Consider the following 25,923-nt stretch of genomic DNA (forward strand, 5'->3'; position numbering starts at 1 on the left):
AGTAAAAGGAATTTCAATAATTCAAAGGTTATATATAGCAATTAGAAAAAATCTATGAATAATAAGGATATAAAATGAATCTGTGCAATATATTTGAATAATAGTGAGAATTTTTTGTATATAATTATAAATTTGTTTAAAAAAAATTTCCATTTAATGAATATTTGAAAGGAATTTATGTGAACGTATAGAATTATTTATGGTACAATGATAAATATATAGTGAGGCATATGATTTATGTCATGATGAATGTAAGATAAACCAAAGGAGAATGTATAATGGAATTTAAACACTTTTCAGTAATGTTGAAAGAATGTATAGAAATGTTAGATATTAAGGAAGATGGTATATATATTGATTGTACTTTAGGAGGAGCAGGCCATTCAAAGGAGATTTTAAAGAGGCTTTCATCAAAGGGAAGATTAATAGGAATAGACCAAGATTTAGATGCACTTAAGGCAGCAAAAGAAAAGCTAAAGGATTATAAAAATGTTACCTATGTACACAATAATTTTTATAATATTAAGGAAATATTAAAATCCTTAGAAGTAGAAAAGGTTGATGGTATTCTTATGGATTTAGGAGTTTCATCTTATCAGTTGGATGAAGGTGAAAGAGGGTTTAGCTATATGAAGGAAGCTGCTCTGGATATGAGAATGAATAGAGAAGAATCTTTTTCAGCTTATAATGTAGTTAATGAATATAGTGAAGATGAGCTTTTTAGAATTCTTAGAGATTTTGGAGAGGAGAAGTTTTCTAGAAGAATTGCAGCTAGGATAGTAGAAAAAAGAAAAATAAAACCTGTTGAAACTACACTTGAACTTGTAAAAATTATAGATGGATGTATACCAGCGAAATTTAAAAGAGAAGGTGGGCATCCTGCTAAAAGAACTTTTCAAGCTATTAGAATAGAAGTAAATAGTGAATTAAGTATTTTAGATAGAACCATAGAAGATGGAATAGAAGCCTTAAATAAGGAAGGCGTTATGGCAATAATTACATTCCATTCTTTAGAAGATAGAATAGTGAAAAATAAATTTAGAGATTTAACTGACCCTTGTAAGTGTCCTAAAGAGCTTCCAATGTGTGTCTGTGGTAAAGAACCAATTATTAGATTGATTAATAAAAAGCCTATAGAAGCAACGAAGGAAGAGCTAGAGAATAATTCAAGAAGTAGAAGTGCCAAGTTAAGGGTATGTAAAAAAATTTAGTTCTAAAAATTAGATGGGGGTAGTAAAATGGTAGTAGAAAATAAAAAAGATGCAGTAAGTGGTAATACAGCTTTAGCTTCTCAGGTTAATCCATTACCTAGTAAAAGGGTAAAAAATCCTACTAAACAAAGCCCAAGTAAAGAAGAATTAAGAAAAATTAAAAAACAAAAGATGCTAAAATTTTTAAAACTTAACGGAACTATAGTAACAGCAGGAGTATTGGGGGTTATTATAGTATTTAGGTATAGTACTATATATAGTAATCAAAAGGAGATAATAGCTCTTCAAGAAGAAATACAAACTCTAAAAGAAGAAAATGAAGATTTAAGTGTAAAGCTACTTAAATTTAATAATATTTCTTACATAGAAGAAGTGGCAACTAAAGAATTAAAAATGATTGAACCAAAGAGTACCAATGCGATTTATTGCGATATAAATGCAATTGAAGAAATAGCTACAAGCAGCGCCAATGAAGAAAAAGGGGATAGTTTATTAAGTAAAATTAAAAACTTATTATTTAATTAGTTAGTGAGGTAGTTGTAGGTGGCAAAGAAATATTTTATTGATAAGGTATTAATGAAAAAAAGAATGATATTGGCTATGTTATTAGCAGGTATGGTTTTCATAGGATTAACTATAAGATTAGGTTATGTTATGTTTGTTAAAGAATCAACCTATAAATCCTTAGCATCACAACAATGGACTAGTGATGTTAGGATAAATGCTAAAAGAGGAAGAATATTAGATAGAAATGGTAATGAGCTTGCAGTAAGTGCTAATGTTTACAGAGCAGACTTAGATTTAAATACTTTAAGAAAAGATTTGGAAAATAACAAGATGACTATGGAGCAAGTGGCAGCTGATCTAAGTCCTATAATTGGGAAAGAAGAAGCTGATATATTACATATCTTAACTAATCCACTTCCTAACGGAAATCCTAGAGGTTCTGCTATCTTAAAAAGAAGAATAGAAAAAGATGAAACAGATGCTATAAGAGAGTTTTGTAAAAATAATGAGATCAATGGAATAGTAATATCACCAGATACAAAAAGGTATTATCCAAATGGTAATTTTGCTGCTCATGTATTAGGCCATACAAATTCAGATGGAGAAGGGCTTACAGGTTTAGAGCTTTATTATAATAAATATCTATCTGGGGTTCCAGGAATTAAAGTTGCTGAAATTGATCAAAAAAGTGAGGGGTTACCTTATACAATATCAGAATTTACAGAGCCTATTGATGGAAGAGATGTAGTTACTACTATTGATGAAAACATACAATATTTTGCAGAAAAGCTAGCTCAAGAAGCTTTGGAAGATAATGAAGCTAAGGCAGTGTCAATTATGGTTATGGACCCTAATACAGGAGAAATATTAGCTTTAGCAAATAAGCCAGATTATGACCCTAATAATCCATGGCCAGAAGGAATGTCTGATGATGATATTCAACAGATGTGGAGAAATAGATTAGTAAGTGATGCCTATGAACCAGGGTCTATCTTTAAGGTGGTTACAGCTACAGCAGCTATAGAAAAAGGTGTTCTTAAAGAAGGAGAAACATTTAATTGTGGAGGTGGACTTACAATTGGAGGAAGAAATATTCACTGTTGGAAAACCTCAGGCCATGGACCCCAAACCTTTGAGGAAATATTAAAAAATTCTTGTAACGTTGGATTTATGATTTTAGGAGAAAGACTAGGAGCAGAAAACCTTAATGAATACATTAAAAAGTTTGGTTTTGGACAAAAAACTGGAATTGACTTACCTGGAGAGTCTGCAGGTATAGTTAAGGCAACACAGGATATAACAGCTACTGACTTAGCTACTATATCTTTTGGACAAAGTAATACAAGTACAGGGGTTCAGTACATGAGATGTTTTAATGCTATTGCTAATGGGGGATATTTGATAGCGCCTCATTTAATGAAGGAAGTAACTCATTATGATGATAGCAATGAGCGAGTAGTTGATGAAACCTATAATATAGAGAAAAAACAACAGTTTACTCCAGAAACTATGGAGGAAATGAGGCTTCACCTAGAGCAAGTAGTTAGTACAGGTGGAGGGTCGAAAGCTAAAATAGATGGATATAGAATTGCTGGTAAAACAGGTACAGCACAAAAGGTAGATACTGTTAATGGTGGTTATGCAGCTGGTAAATATCTCGCTTCTTTTGCTGGGATGGCACCAGCAGATAATCCAAAGTATACAGTGTATGTATCTATAGATGAACCAAATCCATCTTTATACTATGCTGGACAAATTGCAGCTCCAGTAGGACAAAAACTATTTAATGATTTATTTAATTATAGTGAAATGAAACCTCAAGGAAGTTATATGGAAGCTGACGAAAGCTTAAAGGCAGATGTAATTGTACCTGAAGTTAGAGGATTATCAGTTTCTGATGCTAAGAAAGTAATAACTGATGCAGGATTAACTGTTAGAGCAGAAGGTAGTGGAGGAACTATTACAGATATAAATCCAAAACCAGGATTCACTCTTAAGGAAGGAAAGGAGATAATCCTATATGCAGGAGGAAGTAAGGAGAATACAGATACTGTTATAATTCCTGATTTAAAGGGTTTTACAAAGGAAAGTATTATTAAGCTTTTTAATGATTTAGGTTTAAAGAGTGAATTTGTAGGTGAAGGTGTAGTAGTAGAACAAAGTATTGCGCCAGAAAAAGAAATTAAAAAAGGAACCACAGTAACCTTCCATCTTGGTACCTTAGCAGATTAGATATAAAAATTATCTAAGACTTCTACAGGAGTGAATATTATGTACCTTTTCACAGGTTATCAGGATTAAATTATAAATTATCCGGTAGTTACAGTTTGACTTGTGCTACCGGATTTTATATGCTATAAGGTATAAAAGCTAAATTTTAGGCTATGTTTTAAGTAGCATTACAATTGCCTTATATTGGTAAAAAGTATTTTAAGGATGTGATTAAGATGAAAATAGAGGATTTATTAAAGGGATTAAATTATACAATGTTAAGTGGTGATAAAGATATAAAAGTAAATAATCTACAATATGATAGTAGAAAAATAAAAACTGGAGATATGTTTTTTGCAATAAGTGGATTTAATGTTGATGGTCATAATTTTATATCAAAATCTATAGAGAATGGTGCTAAAGCAGTAGTGGTTGAAAAAGATATACCTATGATTGAGGGAATAACATATATAAGAGTTGAAAATGGAAGAAGGGCTTTAGCTATAGCAGCTTCAAACTTTTATAATAAGCCAAGTGAAAAGATGAAAGTTATAGGTGTAACTGGTACAAATGGCAAGACTACATCTGCCTTTATGTTAAAGGGAATATTAGAGGATAAGGGCTATAAGGTTGGATTGATAGGTACCATAGCTAACTATATAGGTGATAGAGAGATTCATACAGAAAAAACTACTCCAGAATCTTTAGAGCTTCAACAGCTTTTTAGTGAAATGGTAGGGAGTAATATAGATTATTGCGTTATGGAGGTTTCATCTCATTCTTTAGATTTAGATAGGGTTTATGGAATAGAGTTTTCACAAGGAATATTTACAAATCTAACTCAAGATCATTTAGATTTTCATAAAACCTTCGAAAATTATTTTAATGCAAAAAGTAAATTGTTTAAAATGAGTAAACATTCTGTGGTAAATGTAGATGATTCTTATGGAGTACAACTTCTTGAAAAAATAGATTCAAGGGTAACTACTTATTCAGTTGAAAAAGAAAGTGACCTAAAAGGGGATGATATAAATCTAGAATCTACAGGAATTATATTTAAATTAAAGGTGAATGAAAAGGCGTATGAAGTGAAGTTACCTATACCGGGTAGATATAATGTTTATAATGCATTATGTTGTATTGGAGCTGCATTAGATGAAGGTATAGATATGGATGCAATTGTAGCGGGACTTTCTAAGGTGACGGTACCAGGAAGATGCGAAAATTTAACTTTAGGAATGGATTTAGGTTTTCAAGTAATTAGAGATTATTCTCATACCCCGGATAGTCTTAAAAATATATTAGAGAATCTTAGAGAACTGACTAAAGGTAAATTAATTTGTATCTTTGGATGTGGCGGAGATAGAGATAAGACTAAAAGACCTATTATGGGTAATATAGGTACAGAACTAAGTGATATAGCAATAATAACTTCTGACAATCCAAGAAGCGAAGATCCATATATGATATTAGAAGATATTAAGGCTGGAGTTAAGAAATCTAACTATAAACTTATTGAGAACAGAAGAGAAGCTATAAAAACAGCCTTACTCCTAGCTGAAAAAGATGATATTATAGTAATTGCAGGAAAAGGACATGAAACTTATCAAATCCTTAAAAATGAAACCATTCATTTTGATGAAAAGGATGTTGTATTAGAATTGATAGAGGAGTTGGAGCTTTAGATGGAAACTATAAGATTAAAGGAAGTAGCGGAGGCTATATCAGGAGAAATTTTAATTATAGGAGCTACAGGAGAGTTTTCTAATGTGACCATAGATAGTAGGAAGGTTTCTAAGGGAGATATTTTTATAGCTATCAAGGGAGAAAATTTTGACGGACATAAATTTGTAAGGGGAGCTATAGATAAGGGAGCAAAGCTTTGCATAGTACATGAGAAAGATCAGTATGAAAATTTAAGTGAAGAAGATGTATCTGTAATCTTAGTTAAGGATACTAAAAGAGCACTTCTTGATTTAGCAGCCTATTATATCAGCACTTTAGATATAAAAGTTATAGGAATCACAGGGTCTACAGGAAAAACTTCCACTAAGGATTTAATGGCTGCAGCCCTTAGTGAAAGGTACAAGGTATTTAAAACACAAGGAAACTTTAATAATGATATTGGACTTCCTCTAATGATATTTAAGTTAGATAAAACCTATGAGGTTGCAATATTGGAGATGGGCATGAGCAATCTTGGGGAGATTGATACCCTAGCAGAGGTAGCAAAGCCATCTATAGGAGTTATAACTAATATAGGAACATCTCATCTAGAAAACTTGAAGACTAGAGAAAATATATTAAAGGCTAAACTAGAAATATCAAATAACTTTACTAAAGATAACGTATTAATTATTAATGGAGATAATGATATGCTTCATGATTATAATACAAATAAATATAAAATTGTAAAAATTGGTATAGATAATGATTATAATTTTAAGGGTTGTAGAATAATTATAAATAAGGACAGTGTAGAATTTGGTGTAAAGGAAAATGGTAAGGATGCAGATGCTACTATAAAAGTACCAGTACCGGGAAAACATAATGTACTTAATTCATTATTAGCAATAGCTGTTGCTAGAGAATTAAAAGTTACATATGAAGAAATACAAAAAGGAATGCAAAACCTAGAATCTACATCTATGAGATTAGATGTTGTAAAGGTAGATGATTATACTATAATAAACGATGCTTATAACGCAAGCCCAGATTCCATGGAGGCGGCATTAGATGTTCTAAAACAGTATAGTGGAAGAAGAGTAGCAATCCTTGGAACTATGAAAGAATTGGGAGATGATTCTCCTAGAGCTCATGAGCAAGTAGGAGCTTATGCAAAAGCTAGTGGTGTTGATTTAATGTTGACCTTGGGAGAGTTTAATGATAATTTTAAAAATGGATATGGAAGTGAGAACTTTATGGCTTTTGATTCCATGGATGAATTAATATCAGCTCTAAAGAAAATTATAAAACCAAGTGATATTTTATTAATAAAAGCATCTAGATCTATGAAATTTGAAAATATAATTAGAGAATTACAAAAGAAAAACATATAGGGAGGGATGGAATATGAATAAGTTAATATATTCTGTTTTAGTAGCATTTATAATATCTTTTGCAATAGCACCATTTATAATACCTGTACTACACAAGTTAAAGTTTGGACAGAACATTAGAGAAGATGGTCCACAAAGCCATTTAAAAAAGCAAGGAACGCCGACTATGGGAGGAATAATATTTATTATTTCTACTTGTATTACTATGATACTAATGGTTAGAAATCCTCATGATGAGGCTATGCTTGCTCTTTATGCTCTTATTGCATTTGGGGCTATTGGATTTTTAGATGATGCTTTGAAGATAATTAAAAAGAAAAACGAAGGTTTAAAAAGTTATCAAAAAATGTTACTTTTAGTAATTGTATCTATAGTCTTTGGATATTATGCGAAGAATAAAATAGGAACAGATATTATAATAATAGGCACAATAACTTGGGATTTAAAAGTGCTATTTATACCTTTTATAGTAGTATACTTTGCAGCGGTAACTAATGCTGTCAATCTTACAGATGGACTAGACGGACTTTGTAGTTCTGTAACACTTTTAGTTATGACTTTCTTTGCTCTTGTAAGCTATGGAATGGGGTATTATACTTTAGCAATTTTTTGCGGAATTTTAGCAGGTGCTATCCTTGGATTCTTGAAATATAACTCCTATCCAGCGCAAACATTCATGGGAGATGGAGGTTCTCTAGCTCTTGGAGGAGCTGTCGCAGCTATTGCCATGATATTAAAATTAGAGTTCATAGTGGTTATAGTAGGAGGAATATATGTATTAGAAACTCTATCTGTAATCATTCAGGTTACTTCCTTTAAGCTTACTGGAAAAAGAGTATTTAAGATGGCACCATTACATCACCATTTTGAATTGAAAGGATGGCATGAAAGTAAGATAGTAGCCGTATTTTCCATCGTAACAGTTATACTATGTTTAATAGGATTCCTTGCACTAACTTACTAAAATGGTATGGGAGGAATTTAATATGAAAAAACCCAAAATGAAATTGGGAGATGTAGACTTTTTACTTTTTGCTGTAATTATTACGTTAGTTACAGTAGGAGTTGTAATGGTATATAGTGCTAGCTCATATTTTGCAGCCTTTAAATACAATGATGCAGAATTCTTCTTATGGAAGCAACTTCAATGGGCTGGACTTGGACTTGTTGGAATGATGATTACACTAAATATCGATTATCACAAGTACAAAAAGTATACTGGAATTTTAATAATCTTTACATTTATAGCTCTTTGCTTAGTTTTCTTATTTGAACCAGTAAAAGGAGCACAACGGTGGATTAGGCTTGGACCATTATCATTTCAACCATCAGAAATTGCAAAGTATGTAGTAGTGCTCTTTGTGGCAAAAAATATATCAGATAATCCTCAAAATATAAAAAAGTTTTGGAAGGGTGTAGTTCCTAATCTTTTCTTTGCAGCATTCATAGCAGGAATGATTCTTTTAGAGAAAAATCTTAGTATTGCCACAGTTACAATGGTAGTTAGTCTTATAATGCTGTTTGTAGCTGGAACTAAAGTTACACATATGGGAGGTCTTATTGGAACAGTAGGAGCTCTTGGGGCTACATTTATATTAGTAGAACCGTATAGAATGAGAAGATTGCTTAGTTTTACTAATCCATGGAGTGACTCTCAAGGAGATGGATATCAATTAGTACAATCTCTCTTAGCCTTAGGTTCTGGAGGACTTACTGGAGTTGGAATAGGTCAATCAAGACAAAAGTGTTTTTATATTCCGGAACCTCATAATGATTTCATATTATCAGTTATAGGTGAAGAATTAGGTTTTATAGGTTGTGCTTTTATAATTGTACTATTTTTACTATTTTTATGGAGAGGTGTTATCGCAGCTTCTAAGGCAAAGGATATGTACGGTTCTTTATTGGCTACAGGAATAACTTCTGTAGTAGTTATACAAAGTATAATAAATATTGCTGTTGTTACAGGTTCTATGCCAGTAACAGGAGTTCCTTTACCTTTCATAAGCTATGGAGGTTCATCCCTAGTAATTAATATGATATTTATGGGAATATTGCTTAATATAACTCGGCAAAATAATAAGAAAACTTCATAGAAATAATACGGCTGAAAATACCTTGTATTCTTCAGTCGTATTATTTTTATCTATTTATACCATGGCTACTTAACTCGAAACTTTTATATTTTTATATAAAATTCATTTTTCATAAGGCGTGTATATGAAAAATACGTCTATAGATAAGAGTTTTTATAATACTTAAATATAAAAAGCTTTAATAAGGCTAATAATACTAGTTATCTCTGATTGTATCTATAGAAATATACCAACAGTGGTTTTAGTGAAAGAATAAAAGTTTAGGATGTTAAAAAAATAAACATTAGATAAGTAGGATTTTATAAAGTTAATTAAAGTAATGAATATTTAATATTTTTGTAATGAATTTAGAATATAAAAATGATATGATATAAGGTGTATTGATTTAATTTTGTGTTTATATATTATAATTTTATGTTTATATATTATAATTTGGTGGTGAAAATGTGGTAAAAAAAGCTAAACAGAGTTATGGTAATTATGTTATAGACAATAAAGCGAAGATATTAAAACGAAAGAAAAAGATAATTCAATTAAAAAAGACTATAGCATTACTTATAGTAATGATATCTATATTGATAACCCTAGCATTGACTTTGCCTACATTTAATTTATCGGAAGTTTTAATTAGTGGATTAACAAATTTATCTGAAGAGAATGTTAAAACAACTACAAATTTGGAGTTAGGTACTAATATATTTAAGATAAGAACCAGAAAAATAGAAAAAGAATTGATGAAAAATCCATATATATTAAAGGCAAGTGTTAATAGAAAATATCCTAATCAAATTTCTATTAATATAAGTGAAAGAAAAGTTAACTTTTATACAGAGATATCTGGTGGTTTTTATATAATTGATGAGCAAGGAGTAGTTTTAGAAAAAAAAGACTCCATTGAAGGCATAGAAGCTTTGAGACTTGAAGGAATTGATGAGACAAATTTAAAAATAGGTGAAAAAATTAAAAATCTAGATGAAGATGAGATACAGGGAATTTGCAATATATACAGGTTTTTGAAAGAAAAAGGTATGTTTGAAAAATACACTATATCGAAATTAGAAGTTAATGACTTTGTAGATTTTAAATTATATGTAAATAATTTATATATAAAGCTTGGAACCATTGATAAAGTTAATAGTAATATTGCTAAGGGCTTTAGCATAATAGAAAGTGCAGGACTTGCAGATATGGAGGGATACATTGACGTAAGTTTTGACGGAAATCCTGTTATATATAAGGAAAAATAAAGATTTACTAAGATTTAAATGGTGATAAATAGAAAACATTATGAAAATTTTATGGGAGGTAGAATAAGTGAAAAGTATTATTTCCAAGTTACTTATGGGACTTATATTTTTAATGTTTGGATTTGTTATAATAACTCAACTTAATACAATAGGTAAACAGAATGTAAATAATGTTGAGAGTTCTCAAAGTCCAGAAATATTATTAGAAAATGAACAATTAAAAGAACAAAAAAAAGAGTTGCAAAAAAACATAGAGGAGCTTGAAGCTAAGGCGGCAGAATATGAAAAAGAAGCAGCTGAAGATACAAATAATAATGAGATGCTTGAAAAACTTAATAATACTAGACTAAGAGCAGGATTAACCAGTGTGGAAGGTCCAGGTGTTATAATATATATTAACCCCAAAACTAGTGTGTTTGCATCTCAAGCAGGATTTACATCTATACAAGATTTTCAGTTGCTAAATATAGTAAATGAATTATACGCTGCAGGAGCTGAAGCAGTATCTATTAACGATATAAGACTTATAGCCAATAGTAGCATAAGAACAGCTGGAAGTAGTATTAGAATTAATAATGAAAGAATTTCACCGTCGGAGCGTATAACTATAAGTGCTATAGGAAATAAGACTGTACTAGAAGGATCTATGCGATTCCCTGGTGCTATACCTAATGAAATAAGGTCAAGCTATGATGTTACAGTTGAAGTAAAGGATAAAGTTAAAATCAAGAAGGCTAGTACACCAGTAAAATTTGAGTATGCAAAAGAAGTAAAAGAAGATTAAGAGTAGGAGTGATGAAATGATTGCATTAGTAGGACTTATAATAGGAATTATATTAGGAATAGCTTTTAACATAAACTTTCCACTTAAATTATCACCATATATATCTGTTGCAATATTTGCTTGTATAGACTCCACTTTTGGTGCTATTAGGGCTACTTTAAACAAAGATTTTAGACCAGATATATTTATATCAGGATTTTTTGGAAATGCATTTCTAGCGGCAGGAATGGTTTATCTAGGAGATAGACTGGGGATACCAGTATATATTGCAGCAATCATAATATTTGGTCAGAGAATATTTACAAACTTTGCTGTTATAAGAAGGTTATTGATGGATAGAATAAAAACACATCATTAAGGAGATATTTAAATGCGATTTAATGAGGCTAATATATTTTTATTTATAGCTACCATTATCATTGGAATTTTAATAGCCATGAATATAAATTTAGGTGAGCAAACTAAATTTTTAGATGTAGAGCAGTATCAAGAGGCTTATGATGATAGGATAGAGCTACAAACTGAAATAAGCAATTTAGAAGATGAGTATTATGAATTAAATAAAAAAATAAATAAATATGAAAAGGCTAGCGAAACTGATTATGAGATTAGAAAAGAAATGAATGATGAGCTAAAGGAAAATAAGCTTGCTCTAGGATTAGCTCCTGTAGCTGGGGATGGTGTAAAGATTACTTTAAATGATGCACCTGGAACTTATTCTAATAGTAGTATGCTTATTCATGATTGGGATTTAACAAGAGTTATTAATGATTTACGGACTGCTGGAGCTGAGGCTATAGCTATCAATGGTTACAGAATAATAGGATCCACATCAAGTCTTTGTGCTGGACCAACAATAGAAATAGGTGGAATAAAAATAATAGCCCCATTTTATATTACAGCTATTGGTAACCAAGATGTAATAAAAAACTTTTTAGAAAATCAAGAAAATCATGTTAAAGCTTTAAAGGCTAGAAATTGTTTTGTTGAGATTGAATCTGTATATAATGAGAAGCTACCAGCTTATAATGGAGAGTTAAAAAGTGAGTACTTAAAACAAGAAGAAAAATAGTTAAAAATAAGAAAAAATTAATAATATTGAAGGTTTTTTTGATTTAATAGAGAATAAAATATAATATAATGAAAGTTCTATTTCCCATTATAAGCTAGATTTTGAACATGAGACAGGAGGAGTAAATTTGTCTATTAGTGAAAATTTTATAAAATTGAAGAGTGAGTTACCTAAAGGTGTTACTTTAGTTTCGGTATCAAAAACTAGGTCTATAAGTGAAATACAAACTGTATATGACTTAGGCGAAAGAAATTTCGGAGAGAATAAAGTTCAAGAATTAATGGAGAAATATGAAGCTTTGCCTAAGGACATTAGATGGCACTTAATAGGTCATCTTCAAAGGAATAAGGTTAAATACCTAGTTGGACGAGTTTATTTAATACATTCCTTAGATAGTATTAGGCTTTTGGAAGAAATTGAAAAGCAATTTTCAAGTAAGGGACTTATTGCGGATGTATTAATTCAAATTAACATCGGTAGAGAAGAATCTAAGACAGGTATTATGATGGAAGATTTAGAGGAACTTATAGATGCTTGTGAAGAATGTAACAATGTTAAGGTGAAGGGAATTATGGCTACTATTCCTAAAGGAGATGTTGAAAGCTGTAATTATTATTTTACTAAGACTAAGGAAGTATTTGAGGCCCTAAAAACTAAAAACTATAAAAATATTACTATGGAGATTTTATCCATGGGAATGAGTGGCGATTATAAAGAAGCTTTAGAAGTAGGATCAAACATGATTCGAATAGGTGAAGGTGTTTTTGGGAAAAGAGATTATAATAAATTAAAGTAGGAGGAAGGTTTTATTATGGAGTTTTTCAAAGGTATAAGTAAAATGATGGGCTTTGACGATGAAGAAGATGATGAGGAATTATTAGAAGATAGGGAAGAAACCTGTGATGAAGATGAAGATGAAATTGAAATTGAACCTTTTGTAAGCAAAAAGCAAAATAAAATAGTTAATATCCATACTGCATCATCCACAAAGGTTGTAATTAGTAAGCCTTCAAATTATGATGAGGGTAAAACTATTGTAGATAATTTAAAATCTAGAAGGATAGTTATTGTCAATCTAAATGGAGTTGAATCTAGGGAAGGTCAAAGAATGCTAGATTTCCTAATAGGTACTATCTATGCATTAGAAGGTGGACTTCAACCTGTAGAAAAGGGCGTATTTATACTAACTCCATCCAATGTTGAGGTAAGTAATGACTTAAAAAATGAGCTTACAAGTAAAGGTATTTTTAGTTCTTTTAAATAAGGCATCTTCAAAANNTTTATTTTCAGATGCCTAAGACAAGTGCTCGAATTAAATAAAATATTGTATAGTGAATTTTTTATATACTCGAGTAGTAGAATATAGCTTATAAAGCATGAGCAGTATCAATAGGAATTATAGTTAATATTAATAATATACAAGTTTCAATAAATAAAATTCANNAATGTATAAACTTTATTAAAACGTATATATAAATAATTAGAGGAAATCTATGGATAAAAAGACCTTTTTAAATATGTTTAAAGATCACGATAAAAATTATATTTCAAGTATATATGAGGACATACAGCTATGTAGAAATATAGAAGTACCTATATATACAAAGGAGTTTGTTACTCCTGACATTTACATGAATATTAAAAATAACGAAAGTAAGCTTGGTGTTTTTGTTTATGGTACTGGAGTTTTTGATGATAGTGAAAGAAAAATATTATGTTTTTCTACTAATACATATGAAGCACTAGACTATGATATTCATGTTATTAGGATAAAAAATAAATCAAAGTTTAAAGAGCTTAAGCATAAGGATTATCTAGGATCTATAATGGCTTTGGGCGTTAAACGGGATTTGTTTGGAGACTTAGTTGTTCAAGGAGATGCTTGCTTTGTTCCAATGGTCAACGCAATTTCTCAATATATTCAGGATAACTTAACTACTATTGGAAATTGTCCATGTAGTATTGATATAGTAGATATAAGTAGTGAAGATATTCCTAAAATTGAATTTGAAGAAAAAAGCATAATAGTGACATCCCTTAGATTAGACAACGTGGTACCTAGTATTTGTAATATGTCTAGGGCTAAGTGTACTGAGTTTATAGGTAATGGTTCTGTGTTATTAAATTATCTTACTTGTAATAGAAAGGATAAATTAGTAGAAATGAAGGATACTATTACCATAAGAGGATTCGGAAAATATAAAGTAAATTCAATTGAAGGAGAAACAAGTAAGGGAAGACTTAAATTATTAATAGGCAAATATATTTAATGAGAGGTGAGGAATATGAAAATGACAGCTATGGATATCATGAACAAAGATTTTAAAAGAGCCATGAGAGGATATAACATGGACGAAGTAGATGAATTTTTAGAACAAATTTCTGAAGAGTATGAGACTGCATATAAAGAAAATATTGTTTTAAAGGAAAAATTAAATGTTTTTGAAGATAAATTAGATCATTATGCAAAGATGGAAACTACTATTCAAAATACATTACTATTGGCACAAAACGCTGCAGAGCAAGCAAAGCAAAGTTCTCAATCTGAAGCTGAATTTATAATTAGAAATGCCAATGAAAGTGCTAAAAGAATTTTAGATAAGGCTCATACTGATGTTTTAAATATTAATGATGAATTTGATAGAACAAAACAAGAATTTGCTAAATTTAGAAGTAAGTTTAGAAATTTTATAGTTACTCAAATGGAAATGTTTGAATCATTAGAGAAAGACTTTGATAAGAATTATAATATTTCAACTGTAATTGAAGAAAAAACACAAGAGCCAGAATTAGGGATTACTTCTGAAAAAGAAGTAGAAGGCTTTGAATATAATACAGCAGAGATAGAAGATATAAAAAGTTTCTTTGTAGATAAATAATGTCAGATTTTATTATAAAATTATATTTAGTTTTGAGTTAATGTAATTAATATACAAAAAATCTCACTTTAGGGTGAGATTTTTTTATCGAATCAAAGTATTGACATATATCAGAACATGTATATTATAATAGATGTAGTTATACCCAATTATTGTGAGAAATTTATACTAATTAATGGGTAGGCGCATTAACATATTTGGTAGACTAGATTAAAGTTAAACAAAATTACCTAGAACTAATATAGACTAGGAAGAAAAGAGGAGATTTGAATATGACAATAGGAATTATAGGAGCTATGGAAGAGGAAGTAAGTTCTTTAATAGCTGATATGAACATAAAGAAAAAAGTTACAAGGGCTATGATGACCTTTAATCATGGGACTATTTATGATAAGGATGTAGTAATAGTTAGAAGTGGTATAGGTAAAGTAAATGCAGCGGTTTGCACACAAATTTTAGTAGATGATTTCAATGTGGATGCAGTTATAAACGTTGGTATAGCTGGTGGTATAGGAGAAGATATATATCCAGGAGATGTGGTTATTGCTACAGACTTGGTGGAGCATGATATGGATACAACTAAATTTGGTGACAGACCAGGTCAAGTTCCTAATATGGATGTATTTGATTTTAAATGTGACAAGAAATTAGTAGAGAGAGCTAAAAAAGCTTGTGAAAATATAAAGGATATAAATATTTTTACAGGTAGAATAGTATCAGGAGATCAATTTATAGCTGATATAGAAAAAATAAAATGGTTAAAAAGTGAGTTCAATGCTCTATCTTGTGAGATGGAGGGAGCAAGTATAGCTCATGCTGCTTATCTAAATAATAAGCCTTTTGTTATAATAAGATCCATTTCTGATAATGCTAATAATGGAGCTCATATGGATTATGAGAAGTTTAAAGAAATATCGGTTAAAAACTCAAATACCATATTACGTTCTATGTTAAAAACAATGTAAGGTGATATTATATGAAAAAAATACTAGCAGAAAAAAATAGTGGAGAAAAGATTAGAGTGCAGGTTAGGGATGTAACCATTGGTGGAGATGACTTAGTATTTATATCTGGACCTTGTGCAGTAGAAGACTATGATAAAATGATGAATATAGGAAGAGCTTTGAAAAGCCAAGGAGTAAATATGATAAGAGCTGGTGCCTTTAAGCCTAGAACATCTCCCTATGATTTTCAAGGACTTGGTCTAGATGGGCTAAAGATACTTAAAGAAGTAGGAGCTGAATTTAATTTATCAATAGTATCAGAGGTAATGGATGCAAGAGATATAGAAAGCTCCCTTCCTTATATAGATATGATACAGGTAGGTTCTAGAAATATGTATAACTATACTCTCTTGAAGGAGTTAGGAAAGCTCCAAGTGCCTGTACTTCTAAAGAGAGGAATAAGTGCCACTGTAGCAGAGTGGATTTATGCAGCTGAATATATTTTAAAGGAAGGCAATAGTCAGGTGGTACTTTGTGAAAGAGGTATAAGAACCTTTGAAACCACCACTAGAAATACCTTAGATCTAAATTCTGTAGCAGTGATTAAGGAAAATTATAGATTACCTATTATAGTTGACCCTAGTCATGGTACCGGAAGACGTGAATTAATTGAAGCTATGAGTTTGGCGGCTATAGCAGCTGGAGCAGATGGATTAATTATAGAAAGTCATGTGAATCCCGATAATTCTATATCAGATGCAAGACAAACTATTAATGTAGAAAACTTAAAAAATATTATGAATAAGTCTAATGCAATAAGAAATATTTTATAAATTAGAATAGGGGGAGTCGGCTTGACTTTAGGAATAATAATAATAGTATTAGGACTAATAATAGATAGAGCGACAAAATGGTGGGCTATGGGTACCTTAAAAGGTACAGAAGGAATAACAGTAATTAAGAATTTCTTTACCTTTGATTATTTAGAAAATCGTGGAGCTGCTTTTGGAATGCTTCAAAATAAGCAGTGGCTATTCATTGTTATTACTATAATTGTAATTTTAGGAATGATATTTTATTTATTAAAGTATAAGCCTAAATATAAATTAGTATATGTATCTATAGCTATGATAATTTCAGGAGCAATAGGAAATCTTATAGATAGGATAAGTTATACTTATGTAGTAGATTTTATTATGCTTCATTATAAGGATATATATTATTTTCCAACCTTTAATGTGGCTGATATGCTAGTGTGTGTTGGAACACTTTTCTTATTAATATGTATATTGAAGGATGAGATTTAATGAGTGTTAAAAATTACATTATAGATGAAGAAAATACTGGGAAGAGGCTTGACCTATTTATAAGTGAAAATGAAGCAGATATGTCTAGATCTTTTGTGCAGGGAATTATTGAAAAACAGCAGGTAAAAGTGAATAATCAAATAAAGAAAAGTAATTACAAACTAAGGATAAAGGATGAAGTACAAGTAGAAATTGCTGAACCTGTGGAACTCCAAGTGGAAGCAGAGGATATCCCTTTAGATATAGTTTACGAAGATAGTGATGTAGTAGTAATAAATAAGCCACAGGATATGGTAGTTCATCCTGCACCAGGAAATTACACAGGAACTCTTGTTAATGGGCTACTTCATCACTGTAAGGATTTATCAGGAATAAATGGTGTCATAAGACCTGGCATAGTTCACAGAATAGATAAGGACACTTCAGGTATATTAGTAGTTGCTAAAAATGATAAAGCACATAATTCCCTAGCAGCACAGCTAAAGGACCACTCTATGAAGAGAACTTACTATGCTATAGTAGAGGGGATAGTAAAGGAAGATGAAGGTACAGTTATAACTAATATAGGAAGACATCCTGTAGAGAGAATAAAAATGGCAGTAGTTAAGGATGGAAAAGAAGCAATAACTAATTATAAAGTAATAGAAAGATTTAAAAGTAATACTTTGGTTGAATGTAGATTAGAAACGGGCAGAACTCATCAAATTAGAGTTCATATGGCTCATTTACATCACCCATTAATTGGTGACCAAGTATATGGATATAAAAAGCAGAGATTTAAATTGCAGGGGCAGGCACTTCACGCAAAAAATCTAGGCTTTATACATCCTACTACAGGAAAATATATGGAATTTGATTCACAGCTTCCAGAATATTTTCAGGAGATATTAGATAAATTAAGAAAAGAAGTTTAAGGAGGTATGTTATGGAACTCAAGTCAGTACTTATGGACGATAAGGCAATTAAGAGAACTCTGACGAGAATTTCTCATGAAATTATAGAAAAAAACAAGGGGACAGAAAACTTAGTGTTACTAGGAATCAAAAGTAGAGGAGTACCACTAGCTAATAGAATTGCTGAGTTAATCAATATGTTTGAAGGTGAAGATGTAGAAGTAGGTAGTGTAGATATAACTAAATATAGGGACGACCTTAAAAAACCTGAAAACTTAAAGGAACATAATAGTATAGAATTAGGAGTAGAAGTAACGGGCAAGAAAATAATCCTAGTAGATGATGTTTTGTTTACAGGAAGAAGTGTAAGAGCAGCAATAGATGCAATCATAGATAGAGGAAGACCTGAAATGATTCAACTAGCAGTACTTGTAGATAGAGGTCATAGAGAGCTACCAATAAGAGCTGACTATGTAGGAAAGAACATACCAACCTCAAGAAAAGAAGATATATCTGTACTATTAGTAGAAAAAGATGGGGTGGACTCTGTAAGTCTATACGAAAATAATTAGGAGAAATAAACTTATGTATAAAATAATTGTAACTACTACCTTTGGTATAGAAGCTATTACAAGTAAGGAACTAAAGAATTTAGGGTATGAAGATTTAAAAGTAGAAAATGGAAAAATAACCTTCGAAGGAGATGAAATGGATGTTGCCATTTGTAATATCCATTTAAGAACTGCAGAGAGAGTTTTTTTAGAGATGGCAGAATTTGAAGCTAAATCCTTTGAAGAATTATTCCAAGGTACTAAAAAAGTAGATTGGGGCAGATTAATTCCTATAGATGGAAAGATGCATATTATAGGGAAGTCTGTAAAATCTACATTACATAGTGTGCCAGATTGTCAAGGTATAGTAAAAAAAGCTGTAGTAGAGAAGATGAAAGAAAAATATCATACAGACTGGTTTAGTGAAGATGGACCAGTATATAAGATAGAAGTTGGAATCTTAAAGGATAAGGTAACCCTTGCAGTAGATACCTCTGGAGTAGGACTACATAAAAGAGGATATAGAGAAAATGCCGGAGCAGCTCCTTTAAAGGAAACTTTAGCAGCAGCCTTAGTTTTAATAGCTAAATTTAACGGAGATGAGCTTTTAATAGATCCATTCTGTGGATCAGGAACTATACCTATAGAAGCTGCATTAATAGCTAAAAACATAGCACCTGGAGTTAATAGAAACTTTGTTAGCGAAACTTGGCCTACTTTTGACAAAGAAATTTGGGATCAGGTCCGTGAAGGAGCAAGAAGAAGTGTTAATAAAAAAGAGTTTGTTATTCAGGGTTCCGATATAGATGGAAGAGTTCTTAGAACTGCTATGAATAATGCTAAAAAGGCAGGAGTAGAACAGTATGTAAACTTCCAAAGACTTGATATGAAGGATGTTAGAAATAGAAAAAAAGGTGGTATGATAATTACTAATCCACCTTATGGAGAGAGACTTTTAGATGAAGAGGAAGTTAAATCACTCTACAGAACTTTTTCTGATGTATATGCAGGGTTAGATGATTGGTCTTGTTATGTACTAACTTCTTATGATGATTTTCAAAAGATCTTTGGCAAAAAAGCTGACAAAAATAGAAAACTTTATAATGGAAGACTTCAGTGTTACTACTATCAGTATAATCCAAAGAAATAACTGCATAGGTAGTTTATAGACATATGAAAATTCATTTCAATGAATTTTTATAACTATGAGTTATAAGTGTAATATCATATTGAGCTGATAGTAGAGAAAGAATATAAATTAAAGGACTATCTCAAAATAAAATTTTGAGATAGTCCTTTTACTTCTAAACTTGTTTTAAATCAGGCTTTATAGGATCTACATAGATAGTTTTATTTGTGGAGTAGGTTACCATACCAGGCTTTCCTTTAGCCATCTTTTTAACGTTTCTAATTTCTGTGTAGTCTATAGGCACCTTTGTAGAGTTTTTACCCTTACTATAGAAGGCAGCTAATGTAGCAGCTTCAAGTAGAGTAGAATCAGGAACTTCTCCCATGTTTTTAATAATTACATGAGAACCAGGGATATTCTTTATGTGAAGCCAAATATCGTTATTATGAGCAAATTTTAATGTTAAATAATCATTTTCTAGATTATTTTTACCTACATAGATATCAATGCCATCACTAGATATAAAGTGTAGTGGCTTTGAAGGCTTAATTTTTTTGCTTTTCATAGATTTTTTAAAGGCAATATATCTAGTTTCCACTAATTCATTTTTTATGTCCTCTAAATCTTTATAGTTATCAGCATTTTCAATATTAGAAAGTACTGATTGAAGATATTGATCCTCTTCTTCAGCTAATTCTATTTGAATATATGCATTTTCTTCAGCTGCTTTTAATTTATTATATCTCTTAAAATATTTTTGTGCGTTTTCTGCAGGAGTTTTATTCACATCTAAAGGAATTTTTATATACTCCTCTTCTTCACTATAATAATTTAAAACGTCAACTTCTTTATCACCTTTTTTTATGTTATAAATATTTGCAGTTATAAGCTCTCCATATAGATTATACTTTGGTTTTTCTTCGCATTCAATTAGAGTTTTCTTTAAAATGTGCAATTTTTTTTGTATTCTTTCAATATTATTTGTAACTAGTTTTTGCATATCATGACTTTTACTTTGAAGTCTGTTTATTTTATCCTTAGCATGATAGAAGGTTTCAAGAAGAGTGCTAGGAGAAGTATATTCTTTATATTTACCACCCGCGTCTAGAAGATGTTCTAGTTTTATACAATGAAAATCCTTCAACTCTTCATTAAGGGAATAGCTGTGAAGTTCATAATTATTATCTTTACTTTTCTTAAAAAATTCTACTAAGAATTCATAGATTTCCTTTAGAGTGTTTTTACTTAAAGCGATATCTCTTTTCTTCAGCTGAAAAGTAATTTCTTTAGCTATGGGATTACTTAATCCATCTAAAACTTTAGTAAAGAATTTTTCGTTTAATTCTTCATTTTCATAAAGGCTTAAAGATTTTTCTTGGAAGGCTTCAAAGGTAGTGTTAAATATATCAAGCCTATTACTTTCTGGTGGATATACATATTCAATGCCAGGATAAAGTACTCTGTAGCTATTTATATCTGGAGTAATATGTTTTATGGAATCCATAATAATTCCATCTCTTTTTCGAATTAAAGTAATATTACTGTGACGACCCATTATTTCAATTATAAGGGTATATATACTATTAAAACCTAGTTCATCACTACTCTCAAAATCTAAAAGCAGAATTCTATCATTATTTAATTGAGTTACATCTTTTAAAACTGCAGTATTTAGATATTTTCTTAAAACCATGCAAAATACGGGAGCCTTAAGAGGACTTTCCTTAGAATAATCTATGAAGTTTATTCTAGGATATGAAGCGTTAGCACTTAGCAAAAGTCTAACGGGTTTTCTATTTATTTTAAAGCTTAGTATTATTTCATCCTTCTCAGGTTGAGTTATTTTATCTATTCTACTGCTTATTAGAGTATTTTTTATCTCATTAGCTAAAGAGCGCAAATATAATCCATCTAATGCCATATAAATCATCCTTTCATTTAAGCATATATTTTACAGTATATCACTATTGTTTTAGAAATAAAATATAAAATAAGTTAGGACAAAGATAATTTATGTGGTTGAAGATGATATAATAAAAATAAGGTAGAATTTGTATAAGAAATTAAAGATATATAGAAATTATAAGGGTATGGTGAGTATAATATGGAGTTAAGAGAAAATATTATTAACCTAAGAAGAGAATTTCATAGATGTGCAGAAGTTGGTTGGTTAGAATTTGAAACAACTATAAAAATAATAGATTACTTAAGAAAACTTGGATATAATTTAGAGTACGGAAAGAAAATACACCATAATCCTATGGGAATTCCTAACATGGAGGAGTTTATATATAGTAGGATAGAATGTAATAAAATAATTCATGAGGAAGATTCTAACATAGAAGAAATTCTAGAAGGATATACTGGAGTAGTAGCTATTATGGATACGGGTATACCAGGTCCAACTATGGCTTTTAGGTTTGATATAGACGGCCTAAAGGTTGAAGAGGGCAAGGAAAATCATAGGCCTTATAAAGAAGGGTTTCGTTCTAAAAATCCAGGTACATGTCATTGCTGTGGTCATGATGGACATATAGCTATAGGGCTTCAGCTTGCAAATACTATTGTAGAGATGAAAGATAAGCTAATAGGAAAAATAAAGCTCATATTTCAACCAGCAGAAGAAGAGGTTAGAGGAGCTAAGTCTATGGTAGAAGCAGGAATTTTAAAGGATGTAGATTATTTATTTTCTGGGCATATTGGATTTATAGATAAAAATAATGCTGTGGCAGTTAAAGTTAAAAATATGCTTGCCACTAATAAGGTAGAAGTAGAGTTTTTAGGGAAATCTGCTCATGCAGGGCTTTATCCAGAAGAAGGGAAAAATGCACTTCTAGCAGCAGCTAGTTGTATTCTAAATCTTCATAGTCAAGTACAATTTGGAAAAGGAGTAGGAAGACTTAATGTTGGAACTCTTCATGGAGGAACTGGAAAAAATGTTATAGCAGATAAAGCTGTTCTACAATTAGAAACTAGAGGAGATACTAATGAAATTAATGATAGAATCATGGATATGGTTCGCCGTGTAGTTGAGGGTACGGCAATTTCATACAATGTGGAATATAATATAAGAGTAGTTGGTTCTGCAAGGGCATATAATAGCCAAGATAATGAATTCTCTAAGGAAGTAATAAAAAAACTTAGAAGTTTACCTATAGAAATTATCGAAGAATTTTCCTTTGGAGCTTCTGAGGATATAACTTATATGTTAGAAGAGGTAGAAAAGCAAGGGGGAAAGGGAATGTATTTTATATTTCCATCTTCTCTTACAGCGCCACACCATAATCCATACTTTGATTTTAATGAAGAGTCACTTATAATAGGTCATGATGTCTATGTATGTATGGTAAAAACATTCTTACAAAAGATGTGATTTAAACTAGAGATGAAATTAATAAAGGAAACGCCATGATAATAGTAAGTATATTAATTATGGATAAGGCATCTTCAAAAAATANNTTCCTTGTCTAACTCAAAATATACTTCCCATCTTTGACTTATTATTTATTTTCAGATGCCTAAATTAAAAAAGCTAAGGGATGTGTAGTTTTGAAAGAAACAATAAAGGAAATTTTAGAGAAATATTATGGCTATAAAAGCTTTAGACCAGGTCAGGAGCAGGTTATAGAATCTATTTTAAAGAGAGAGGATGCATTAACTATAATGTCTACAGGTAGTGGTAAATCTATATGTTATCAAGTACCTGCTCTAATTCTTCAGGGGTTAACTATAGTAATTTCACCTTTAATTTCTCTTATGAAGGATCAAGTAGATGCCATAAAGGAGATGGGTATACCTTGTAGTTATATAAATAGTTCTTTAAGTAGTGAAGAGTTTAATGAAGTTTTAAATGGAATAAAGGAAGAAAAATATAAGATACTTTATATAGCCCCAGAACGATTAGATAATATAGAATTTTATACTGTAATTTCAAGAATTCCTATTAGTCAAATAGCTATAGATGAGGCACATTGTGTTTCTCAATGGGGGCATGATTTTAGAGCTAGCTATAAAAGAATTGCAGGGTTTATAGAAAGGCTCAGGGTAAGACCTATAGTTACAGCCTTTACTGCTACAGCTTCTAAAGAAGTAAGACAGGATATAGTAAAGCTTCTAAAGCTTCAAAGCCCTAAAATATTTATAACTGGCTTTGATAGGGAAAACTTATCTATAAATATAGTTAAATCTGAAAATAAGAAGAAATATCTTCTTAAATTTATGGAAGATAATAAGGAGAACTCAGGTATTATATATGGAGCCACTAGAAAGGAAGTAGACAATATTTATAGAGAACTTTTTAGTAAGGGATATAATATAGCTAGGTATCATGCAGGCTTATCTGATGAGGAAAGAAAGCAGAATCAAGAAGATTTTATTTATGATAGAGTTAAAATTATGGTAGCTACTAATGCCTTTGGGATGGGAATAGATAAGTCGAATATTAGGTATGTGGTACACTATAATATGCCTAAGAATATAGAAGGATATTATCAAGAGATTGGAAGAGCAGGGAGAGATGGAGAAAAAAGTCAATGTGTTTTATTATTTTCTCCAGGAGATATTCATGTTCAAAAGTACTTAATAGAGATGAGCATAGAAAATCCAGAGAGAAAAAATAATCAATATAAAGCCCTTCAGCAAATGGTGGATTTCGTTTATAGTAATGGTTGCTATAGAAAATATATTCTAAATTACTTTGGAGAAAGTTATGACGAGGAGTGTAATAACTGTAGTAATTGTTTAAATCAAGGTGAGATAGTTGATAAAACTGTGGATGCTCAAAAGGTACTGTCTTGTATATATAGGATGAAGAGAAACTTTGGTTCTACTATGTTAATAGATGTACTTAGAGGTTCTAAGAATAAGAAGGTTACAAGCCTTGATTTTCATCAATTGTCTACTTATGGAATTATGAAGGATTACTCCAGTGAAGAGCTAAAAAACTTTATAAATACTTTGATTTCTCATAGCTATATAAGTCAAATAGAAGGAGCCTATCCTGTTCTTGCTTTAAATAATAAATCCATGGCAGTGCTTAGAGGTCAGGAAGTAGTCCATTTTAAAGAATTTAAAGTAAAGGTTAATGTAGAAGTAAGAAATGAGCTCTTTGATATATTAAGAGAACTTAGATATAATATGGCGAAGAATGCTGGAATTCCTCCATATATTATTTTTAGTGATGGAACTCTTAGAGAAATGAGTATTAAATATCCTGTAAAAAAGGAAGAGTTTTTAAATATATCTGGAGTAGGAGAAACTAAGTATAGTAAGTATGGTAAGGAGTTTCAGGAAGCAATTATAGAGTATGCTAAAGCAAATAATTTAGATGTAGCAGATAAGAATAAAATTGATAAAGGATATGAAGAAGCTAGTGTAACTAAAGCAGAAGAAGTACATAGCTCTAATAAAAACTCAGAAGATTTTTATGTAAATACAGATAAAAAACTATTTGAAAAATTAGTGTTATTAAGGCAAGAGATAAGTAAAAGGGAAGGCACTTTAGCACAAAATACCATTGCAAAGAATACTCTTAAGGAGATAAGTGGAAGATATCCTAGAACAGTGGAAGATTTAAAGGATATAGGCGGTATGGGTCCAAAGAAGATAGAAAGATATGGAGTAGCTTTAATTGAAGCAGTGAATATATATATAGAAGAGGAAGGGATAAATCCTAAATGGGAAGAGAAAAAGAAAAGAAGATTAGTTATAGATGGAGATGAAAGAAAGAATAAAGAAATAGCCTTAGACATGTTAAATGAAGAGATTGCAATTGAGGATATAGCAGAAGAAATAGAAGTATCCATTTCAACCATATTAGGCTATGTGACAGAATATATATCAGAGTATGGAAGACCTAAATTTTCTCTTAATTTAAATAGATTTTTTAATGAGAGTGAAGAAAAATCTATAATGGAAGTTTGTGAAAGAGTAGGTTATGATAAGGTAAGTCAAGTGAAGGCACAGTTACCTGATACAATTAAGTACGAAACTATAAGAGCTGTTATACTTAAGAATTACTTTTAAAAGGAGACT

Annotated in this window: 24 protein-coding genes; 23 read left to right on the top strand and 1 reads right to left on the bottom strand. The window is 30.6% G+C overall.

The features are described from left to right. Positions 1 to 278: 278 nt before the first annotated feature. From rsmH to B3W71_RS17565, 21 genes are all read left to right on the top strand, one after another. Positions 279 to 1,211 carry a 16S rRNA (cytosine(1402)-N(4))-methyltransferase RsmH gene (gene rsmH, locus B3W71_RS17465; protein ID WP_346890217.1) on the top strand — a complete coding sequence of 311 codons (933 nt, stop codon included), beginning with the start codon at positions 279 to 281 and terminating at the stop codon, positions 1,209 to 1,211. Positions 1,212 to 1,238: 27 nt separating this feature from the next. Then, entirely contained in the window at positions 1,239 to 1,736 is a 498-nt protein-coding gene (locus B3W71_RS17470) for a septum formation initiator family protein (protein WP_346890218.1), read from the top strand. Positions 1,737 to 1,754: 18 nt separating this feature from the next. Beyond that, on the top strand, positions 1,755 to 3,950 hold the full coding sequence (locus B3W71_RS17475; protein WP_346890219.1) for a stage V sporulation protein D: 2,196 nt from the start codon (positions 1,755 to 1,757) through the stop codon (positions 3,948 to 3,950). 215 nt (positions 3,951 to 4,165) lie between these two features. Then, entirely contained in the window at positions 4,166 to 5,614 is a 1,449-nt protein-coding gene (locus B3W71_RS17480) for a UDP-N-acetylmuramoyl-L-alanyl-D-glutamate--2,6-diaminopimelate ligase (RefSeq protein WP_346890220.1), read from the top strand. Beyond that, positions 5,615 to 6,988 (top strand): UDP-N-acetylmuramoyl-tripeptide--D-alanyl-D-alanine ligase, encoded by a 1,374-nt coding sequence (locus tag B3W71_RS17485; RefSeq protein WP_346890221.1) that lies wholly within the window; start codon positions 5,615 to 5,617, stop codon positions 6,986 to 6,988. Positions 6,989 to 7,001: 13 nt separating this feature from the next. Next, positions 7,002 to 7,952 (top strand): phospho-N-acetylmuramoyl-pentapeptide-transferase, encoded by a 951-nt coding sequence (mraY, locus tag B3W71_RS17490; protein WP_346890222.1) that lies wholly within the window; start codon positions 7,002 to 7,004, stop codon positions 7,950 to 7,952. Positions 7,953 to 7,974: 22 nt separating this feature from the next. Next, on the top strand, positions 7,975 to 9,084 hold the full coding sequence (gene spoVE / locus B3W71_RS17495; RefSeq protein ID WP_346890223.1) for a stage V sporulation protein E: 1,110 nt from the start codon (positions 7,975 to 7,977) through the stop codon (positions 9,082 to 9,084). Between the two features lie 446 nt (positions 9,085 to 9,530). Then, positions 9,531 to 10,331: a cell division protein FtsQ/DivIB gene (locus tag B3W71_RS17500; RefSeq protein WP_346890224.1), complete on the top strand. Its 801-nt coding sequence runs from the start codon at positions 9,531 to 9,533 to the stop codon at positions 10,329 to 10,331. 67 nt (positions 10,332 to 10,398) lie between these two features. Next, positions 10,399 to 11,115, top strand: a complete 717-nt coding sequence (locus B3W71_RS17505; RefSeq protein WP_346890225.1) for a DUF881 domain-containing protein — start codon at positions 10,399 to 10,401, stop codon at positions 11,113 to 11,115. Positions 11,116 to 11,131: 16 nt separating this feature from the next. Further along, a complete protein-coding gene (locus tag B3W71_RS17510) occupies positions 11,132 to 11,473 on the top strand; it encodes a small basic family protein (RefSeq protein ID WP_346890226.1) in 342 nt (113 codons plus the stop codon). A gap of 12 nt (positions 11,474 to 11,485) precedes the next feature. Next, on the top strand, positions 11,486 to 12,187 hold the full coding sequence (locus B3W71_RS17515; protein ID WP_346890227.1) for a DUF881 domain-containing protein: 702 nt from the start codon (positions 11,486 to 11,488) through the stop codon (positions 12,185 to 12,187). Between the two features lie 127 nt (positions 12,188 to 12,314). After that, on the top strand, positions 12,315 to 12,983 hold the full coding sequence (locus tag B3W71_RS17520) for a YggS family pyridoxal phosphate-dependent enzyme (protein WP_346890228.1): 669 nt from the start codon (positions 12,315 to 12,317) through the stop codon (positions 12,981 to 12,983). 15 nt (positions 12,984 to 12,998) lie between these two features. Next, a complete protein-coding gene (locus B3W71_RS17525) occupies positions 12,999 to 13,451 on the top strand; it encodes a cell division protein SepF (protein WP_346890229.1) in 453 nt (150 codons plus the stop codon). Between the two features lie 229 nt (positions 13,452 to 13,680). Next, positions 13,681 to 14,457, top strand: a complete 777-nt coding sequence (locus tag B3W71_RS17530) for an RNA-binding protein (RefSeq protein ID WP_346890230.1) — start codon at positions 13,681 to 13,683, stop codon at positions 14,455 to 14,457. 15 nt (positions 14,458 to 14,472) lie between these two features. After that, positions 14,473 to 15,066, top strand: coding sequence for a DivIVA domain-containing protein (locus tag B3W71_RS17535; RefSeq protein ID WP_346890231.1), 594 nt, complete (start codon positions 14,473 to 14,475; stop codon positions 15,064 to 15,066). Positions 15,067 to 15,338: 272 nt separating this feature from the next. Then, positions 15,339 to 16,031 (top strand): 5'-methylthioadenosine/adenosylhomocysteine nucleosidase, encoded by a 693-nt coding sequence (locus B3W71_RS17540; protein WP_346890232.1) that lies wholly within the window; start codon positions 15,339 to 15,341, stop codon positions 16,029 to 16,031. An 11-nt stretch (positions 16,032 to 16,042) separates the two neighbouring features. Continuing rightward, on the top strand, positions 16,043 to 16,843 hold the full coding sequence (aroF, locus tag B3W71_RS17545; RefSeq protein ID WP_346890233.1) for a 3-deoxy-7-phosphoheptulonate synthase: 801 nt from the start codon (positions 16,043 to 16,045) through the stop codon (positions 16,841 to 16,843). Positions 16,844 to 16,864: 21 nt separating this feature from the next. Continuing rightward, positions 16,865 to 17,317 (top strand): signal peptidase II, encoded by a 453-nt coding sequence (gene lspA / locus B3W71_RS17550; RefSeq protein WP_346890234.1) that lies wholly within the window; start codon positions 16,865 to 16,867, stop codon positions 17,315 to 17,317. Then, positions 17,317 to 18,231, top strand: a complete 915-nt coding sequence (locus tag B3W71_RS17555) for an RluA family pseudouridine synthase (protein ID WP_346890235.1) — start codon at positions 17,317 to 17,319, stop codon at positions 18,229 to 18,231. The genes lspA and B3W71_RS17555 overlap by 1 nt, the downstream gene beginning before the upstream one ends. Positions 18,232 to 18,242: 11 nt before the next feature. Then, positions 18,243 to 18,782, top strand: a complete 540-nt coding sequence (gene pyrR, locus B3W71_RS17560; protein ID WP_346890236.1) for a bifunctional pyr operon transcriptional regulator/uracil phosphoribosyltransferase PyrR — start codon at positions 18,243 to 18,245, stop codon at positions 18,780 to 18,782. Positions 18,783 to 18,795: 13 nt separating this feature from the next. Then, entirely contained in the window at positions 18,796 to 19,911 is a 1,116-nt protein-coding gene (locus B3W71_RS17565; protein ID WP_346890237.1) for a class I SAM-dependent RNA methyltransferase, read from the top strand. 154 nt (positions 19,912 to 20,065) lie between these two features. Here the strand turns inward: B3W71_RS17565 and B3W71_RS17570 are convergent, their stop codons facing one another. Further along, positions 20,066 to 21,811 carry an Rqc2 family fibronectin-binding protein gene (locus tag B3W71_RS17570; RefSeq protein WP_346890238.1) on the bottom strand — a complete coding sequence of 582 codons (1,746 nt, stop codon included), beginning with the start codon at positions 21,809 to 21,811 and terminating at the stop codon, positions 20,066 to 20,068. A 183-nt stretch (positions 21,812 to 21,994) separates the two neighbouring features. Here B3W71_RS17570 and B3W71_RS17575 point away from each other — a divergent pair, with 183 nt between their 5' ends. Together B3W71_RS17575 and recQ are read left to right on the top strand one after the other, a co-directional pair. Continuing rightward, entirely contained in the window at positions 21,995 to 23,263 is a 1,269-nt protein-coding gene (locus B3W71_RS17575) for an amidohydrolase (RefSeq protein WP_346890239.1), read from the top strand. 176 nt (positions 23,264 to 23,439) lie between these two features. Next, complete coding sequence (gene recQ, locus B3W71_RS17580; protein ID WP_346890240.1) at positions 23,440 to 25,914, top strand: DNA helicase RecQ; 2,475 nt, start codon at positions 23,440 to 23,442, stop codon at positions 25,912 to 25,914. Positions 25,915 to 25,923: the final 9 nt, after the last annotated feature.

Origin of the sequence: Clostridium sp. UBA1056, from assembly GCA_002316385.1 — a bacterium.
GTDB lineage: Bacteria > Bacillota > Clostridia > Clostridiales > Clostridiaceae > Clostridium_J.

What these genes read in the sequence shown, in the direction of transcription:
- rsmH (WP_346890217.1), top strand. Translation starts at nt 279, where the DNA reads ATGGAATTTAAACACTTTTCAGTAATGTTGAAAGAATGTATAGAAATG.
- B3W71_RS17470 (WP_346890218.1), top strand. Translation starts at nt 1,239, where the DNA reads ATGGTAGTAGAAAATAAAAAAGATGCAGTAAGTGGTAATACAGCTTTA.
- B3W71_RS17480 (WP_346890220.1), top strand. Translation starts at nt 4,166, where the DNA reads ATGAAAATAGAGGATTTATTAAAGGGATTAAATTATACAATGTTAAGT.
- B3W71_RS17485 (WP_346890221.1), top strand. Translation starts at nt 5,615, where the DNA reads ATGGAAACTATAAGATTAAAGGAAGTAGCGGAGGCTATATCAGGAGAA.
- mraY (WP_346890222.1), top strand. Translation starts at nt 7,002, where the DNA reads ATGAATAAGTTAATATATTCTGTTTTAGTAGCATTTATAATATCTTTT.
- spoVE (WP_346890223.1), top strand. Translation starts at nt 7,975, where the DNA reads ATGAAAAAACCCAAAATGAAATTGGGAGATGTAGACTTTTTACTTTTT.
- B3W71_RS17510 (WP_346890226.1), top strand. Translation starts at nt 11,132, where the DNA reads ATGATTGCATTAGTAGGACTTATAATAGGAATTATATTAGGAATAGCT.
- B3W71_RS17515 (WP_346890227.1), top strand. Translation starts at nt 11,486, where the DNA reads ATGCGATTTAATGAGGCTAATATATTTTTATTTATAGCTACCATTATC.
- B3W71_RS17525 (WP_346890229.1), top strand. Translation starts at nt 12,999, where the DNA reads ATGGAGTTTTTCAAAGGTATAAGTAAAATGATGGGCTTTGACGATGAA.
- B3W71_RS17530 (WP_346890230.1), top strand. Translation starts at nt 13,681, where the DNA reads ATGGATAAAAAGACCTTTTTAAATATGTTTAAAGATCACGATAAAAAT.
- B3W71_RS17535 (WP_346890231.1), top strand. Translation starts at nt 14,473, where the DNA reads ATGAAAATGACAGCTATGGATATCATGAACAAAGATTTTAAAAGAGCC.
- B3W71_RS17540 (WP_346890232.1), top strand. Translation starts at nt 15,339, where the DNA reads ATGACAATAGGAATTATAGGAGCTATGGAAGAGGAAGTAAGTTCTTTA.
- aroF (WP_346890233.1), top strand. Translation starts at nt 16,043, where the DNA reads ATGAAAAAAATACTAGCAGAAAAAAATAGTGGAGAAAAGATTAGAGTG.
- B3W71_RS17555 (WP_346890235.1), top strand. Translation starts at nt 17,317, where the DNA reads ATGAGTGTTAAAAATTACATTATAGATGAAGAAAATACTGGGAAGAGG.
- pyrR (WP_346890236.1), top strand. Translation starts at nt 18,243, where the DNA reads ATGGAACTCAAGTCAGTACTTATGGACGATAAGGCAATTAAGAGAACT.
- B3W71_RS17565 (WP_346890237.1), top strand. Translation starts at nt 18,796, where the DNA reads ATGTATAAAATAATTGTAACTACTACCTTTGGTATAGAAGCTATTACA.
- B3W71_RS17570 (WP_346890238.1), bottom strand. Translation starts at nt 21,811, where the DNA reads ATGGCATTAGATGGATTATATTTGCGCTCTTTAGCTAATGAGATAAAA.
- B3W71_RS17575 (WP_346890239.1), top strand. Translation starts at nt 21,995, where the DNA reads ATGGAGTTAAGAGAAAATATTATTAACCTAAGAAGAGAATTTCATAGA.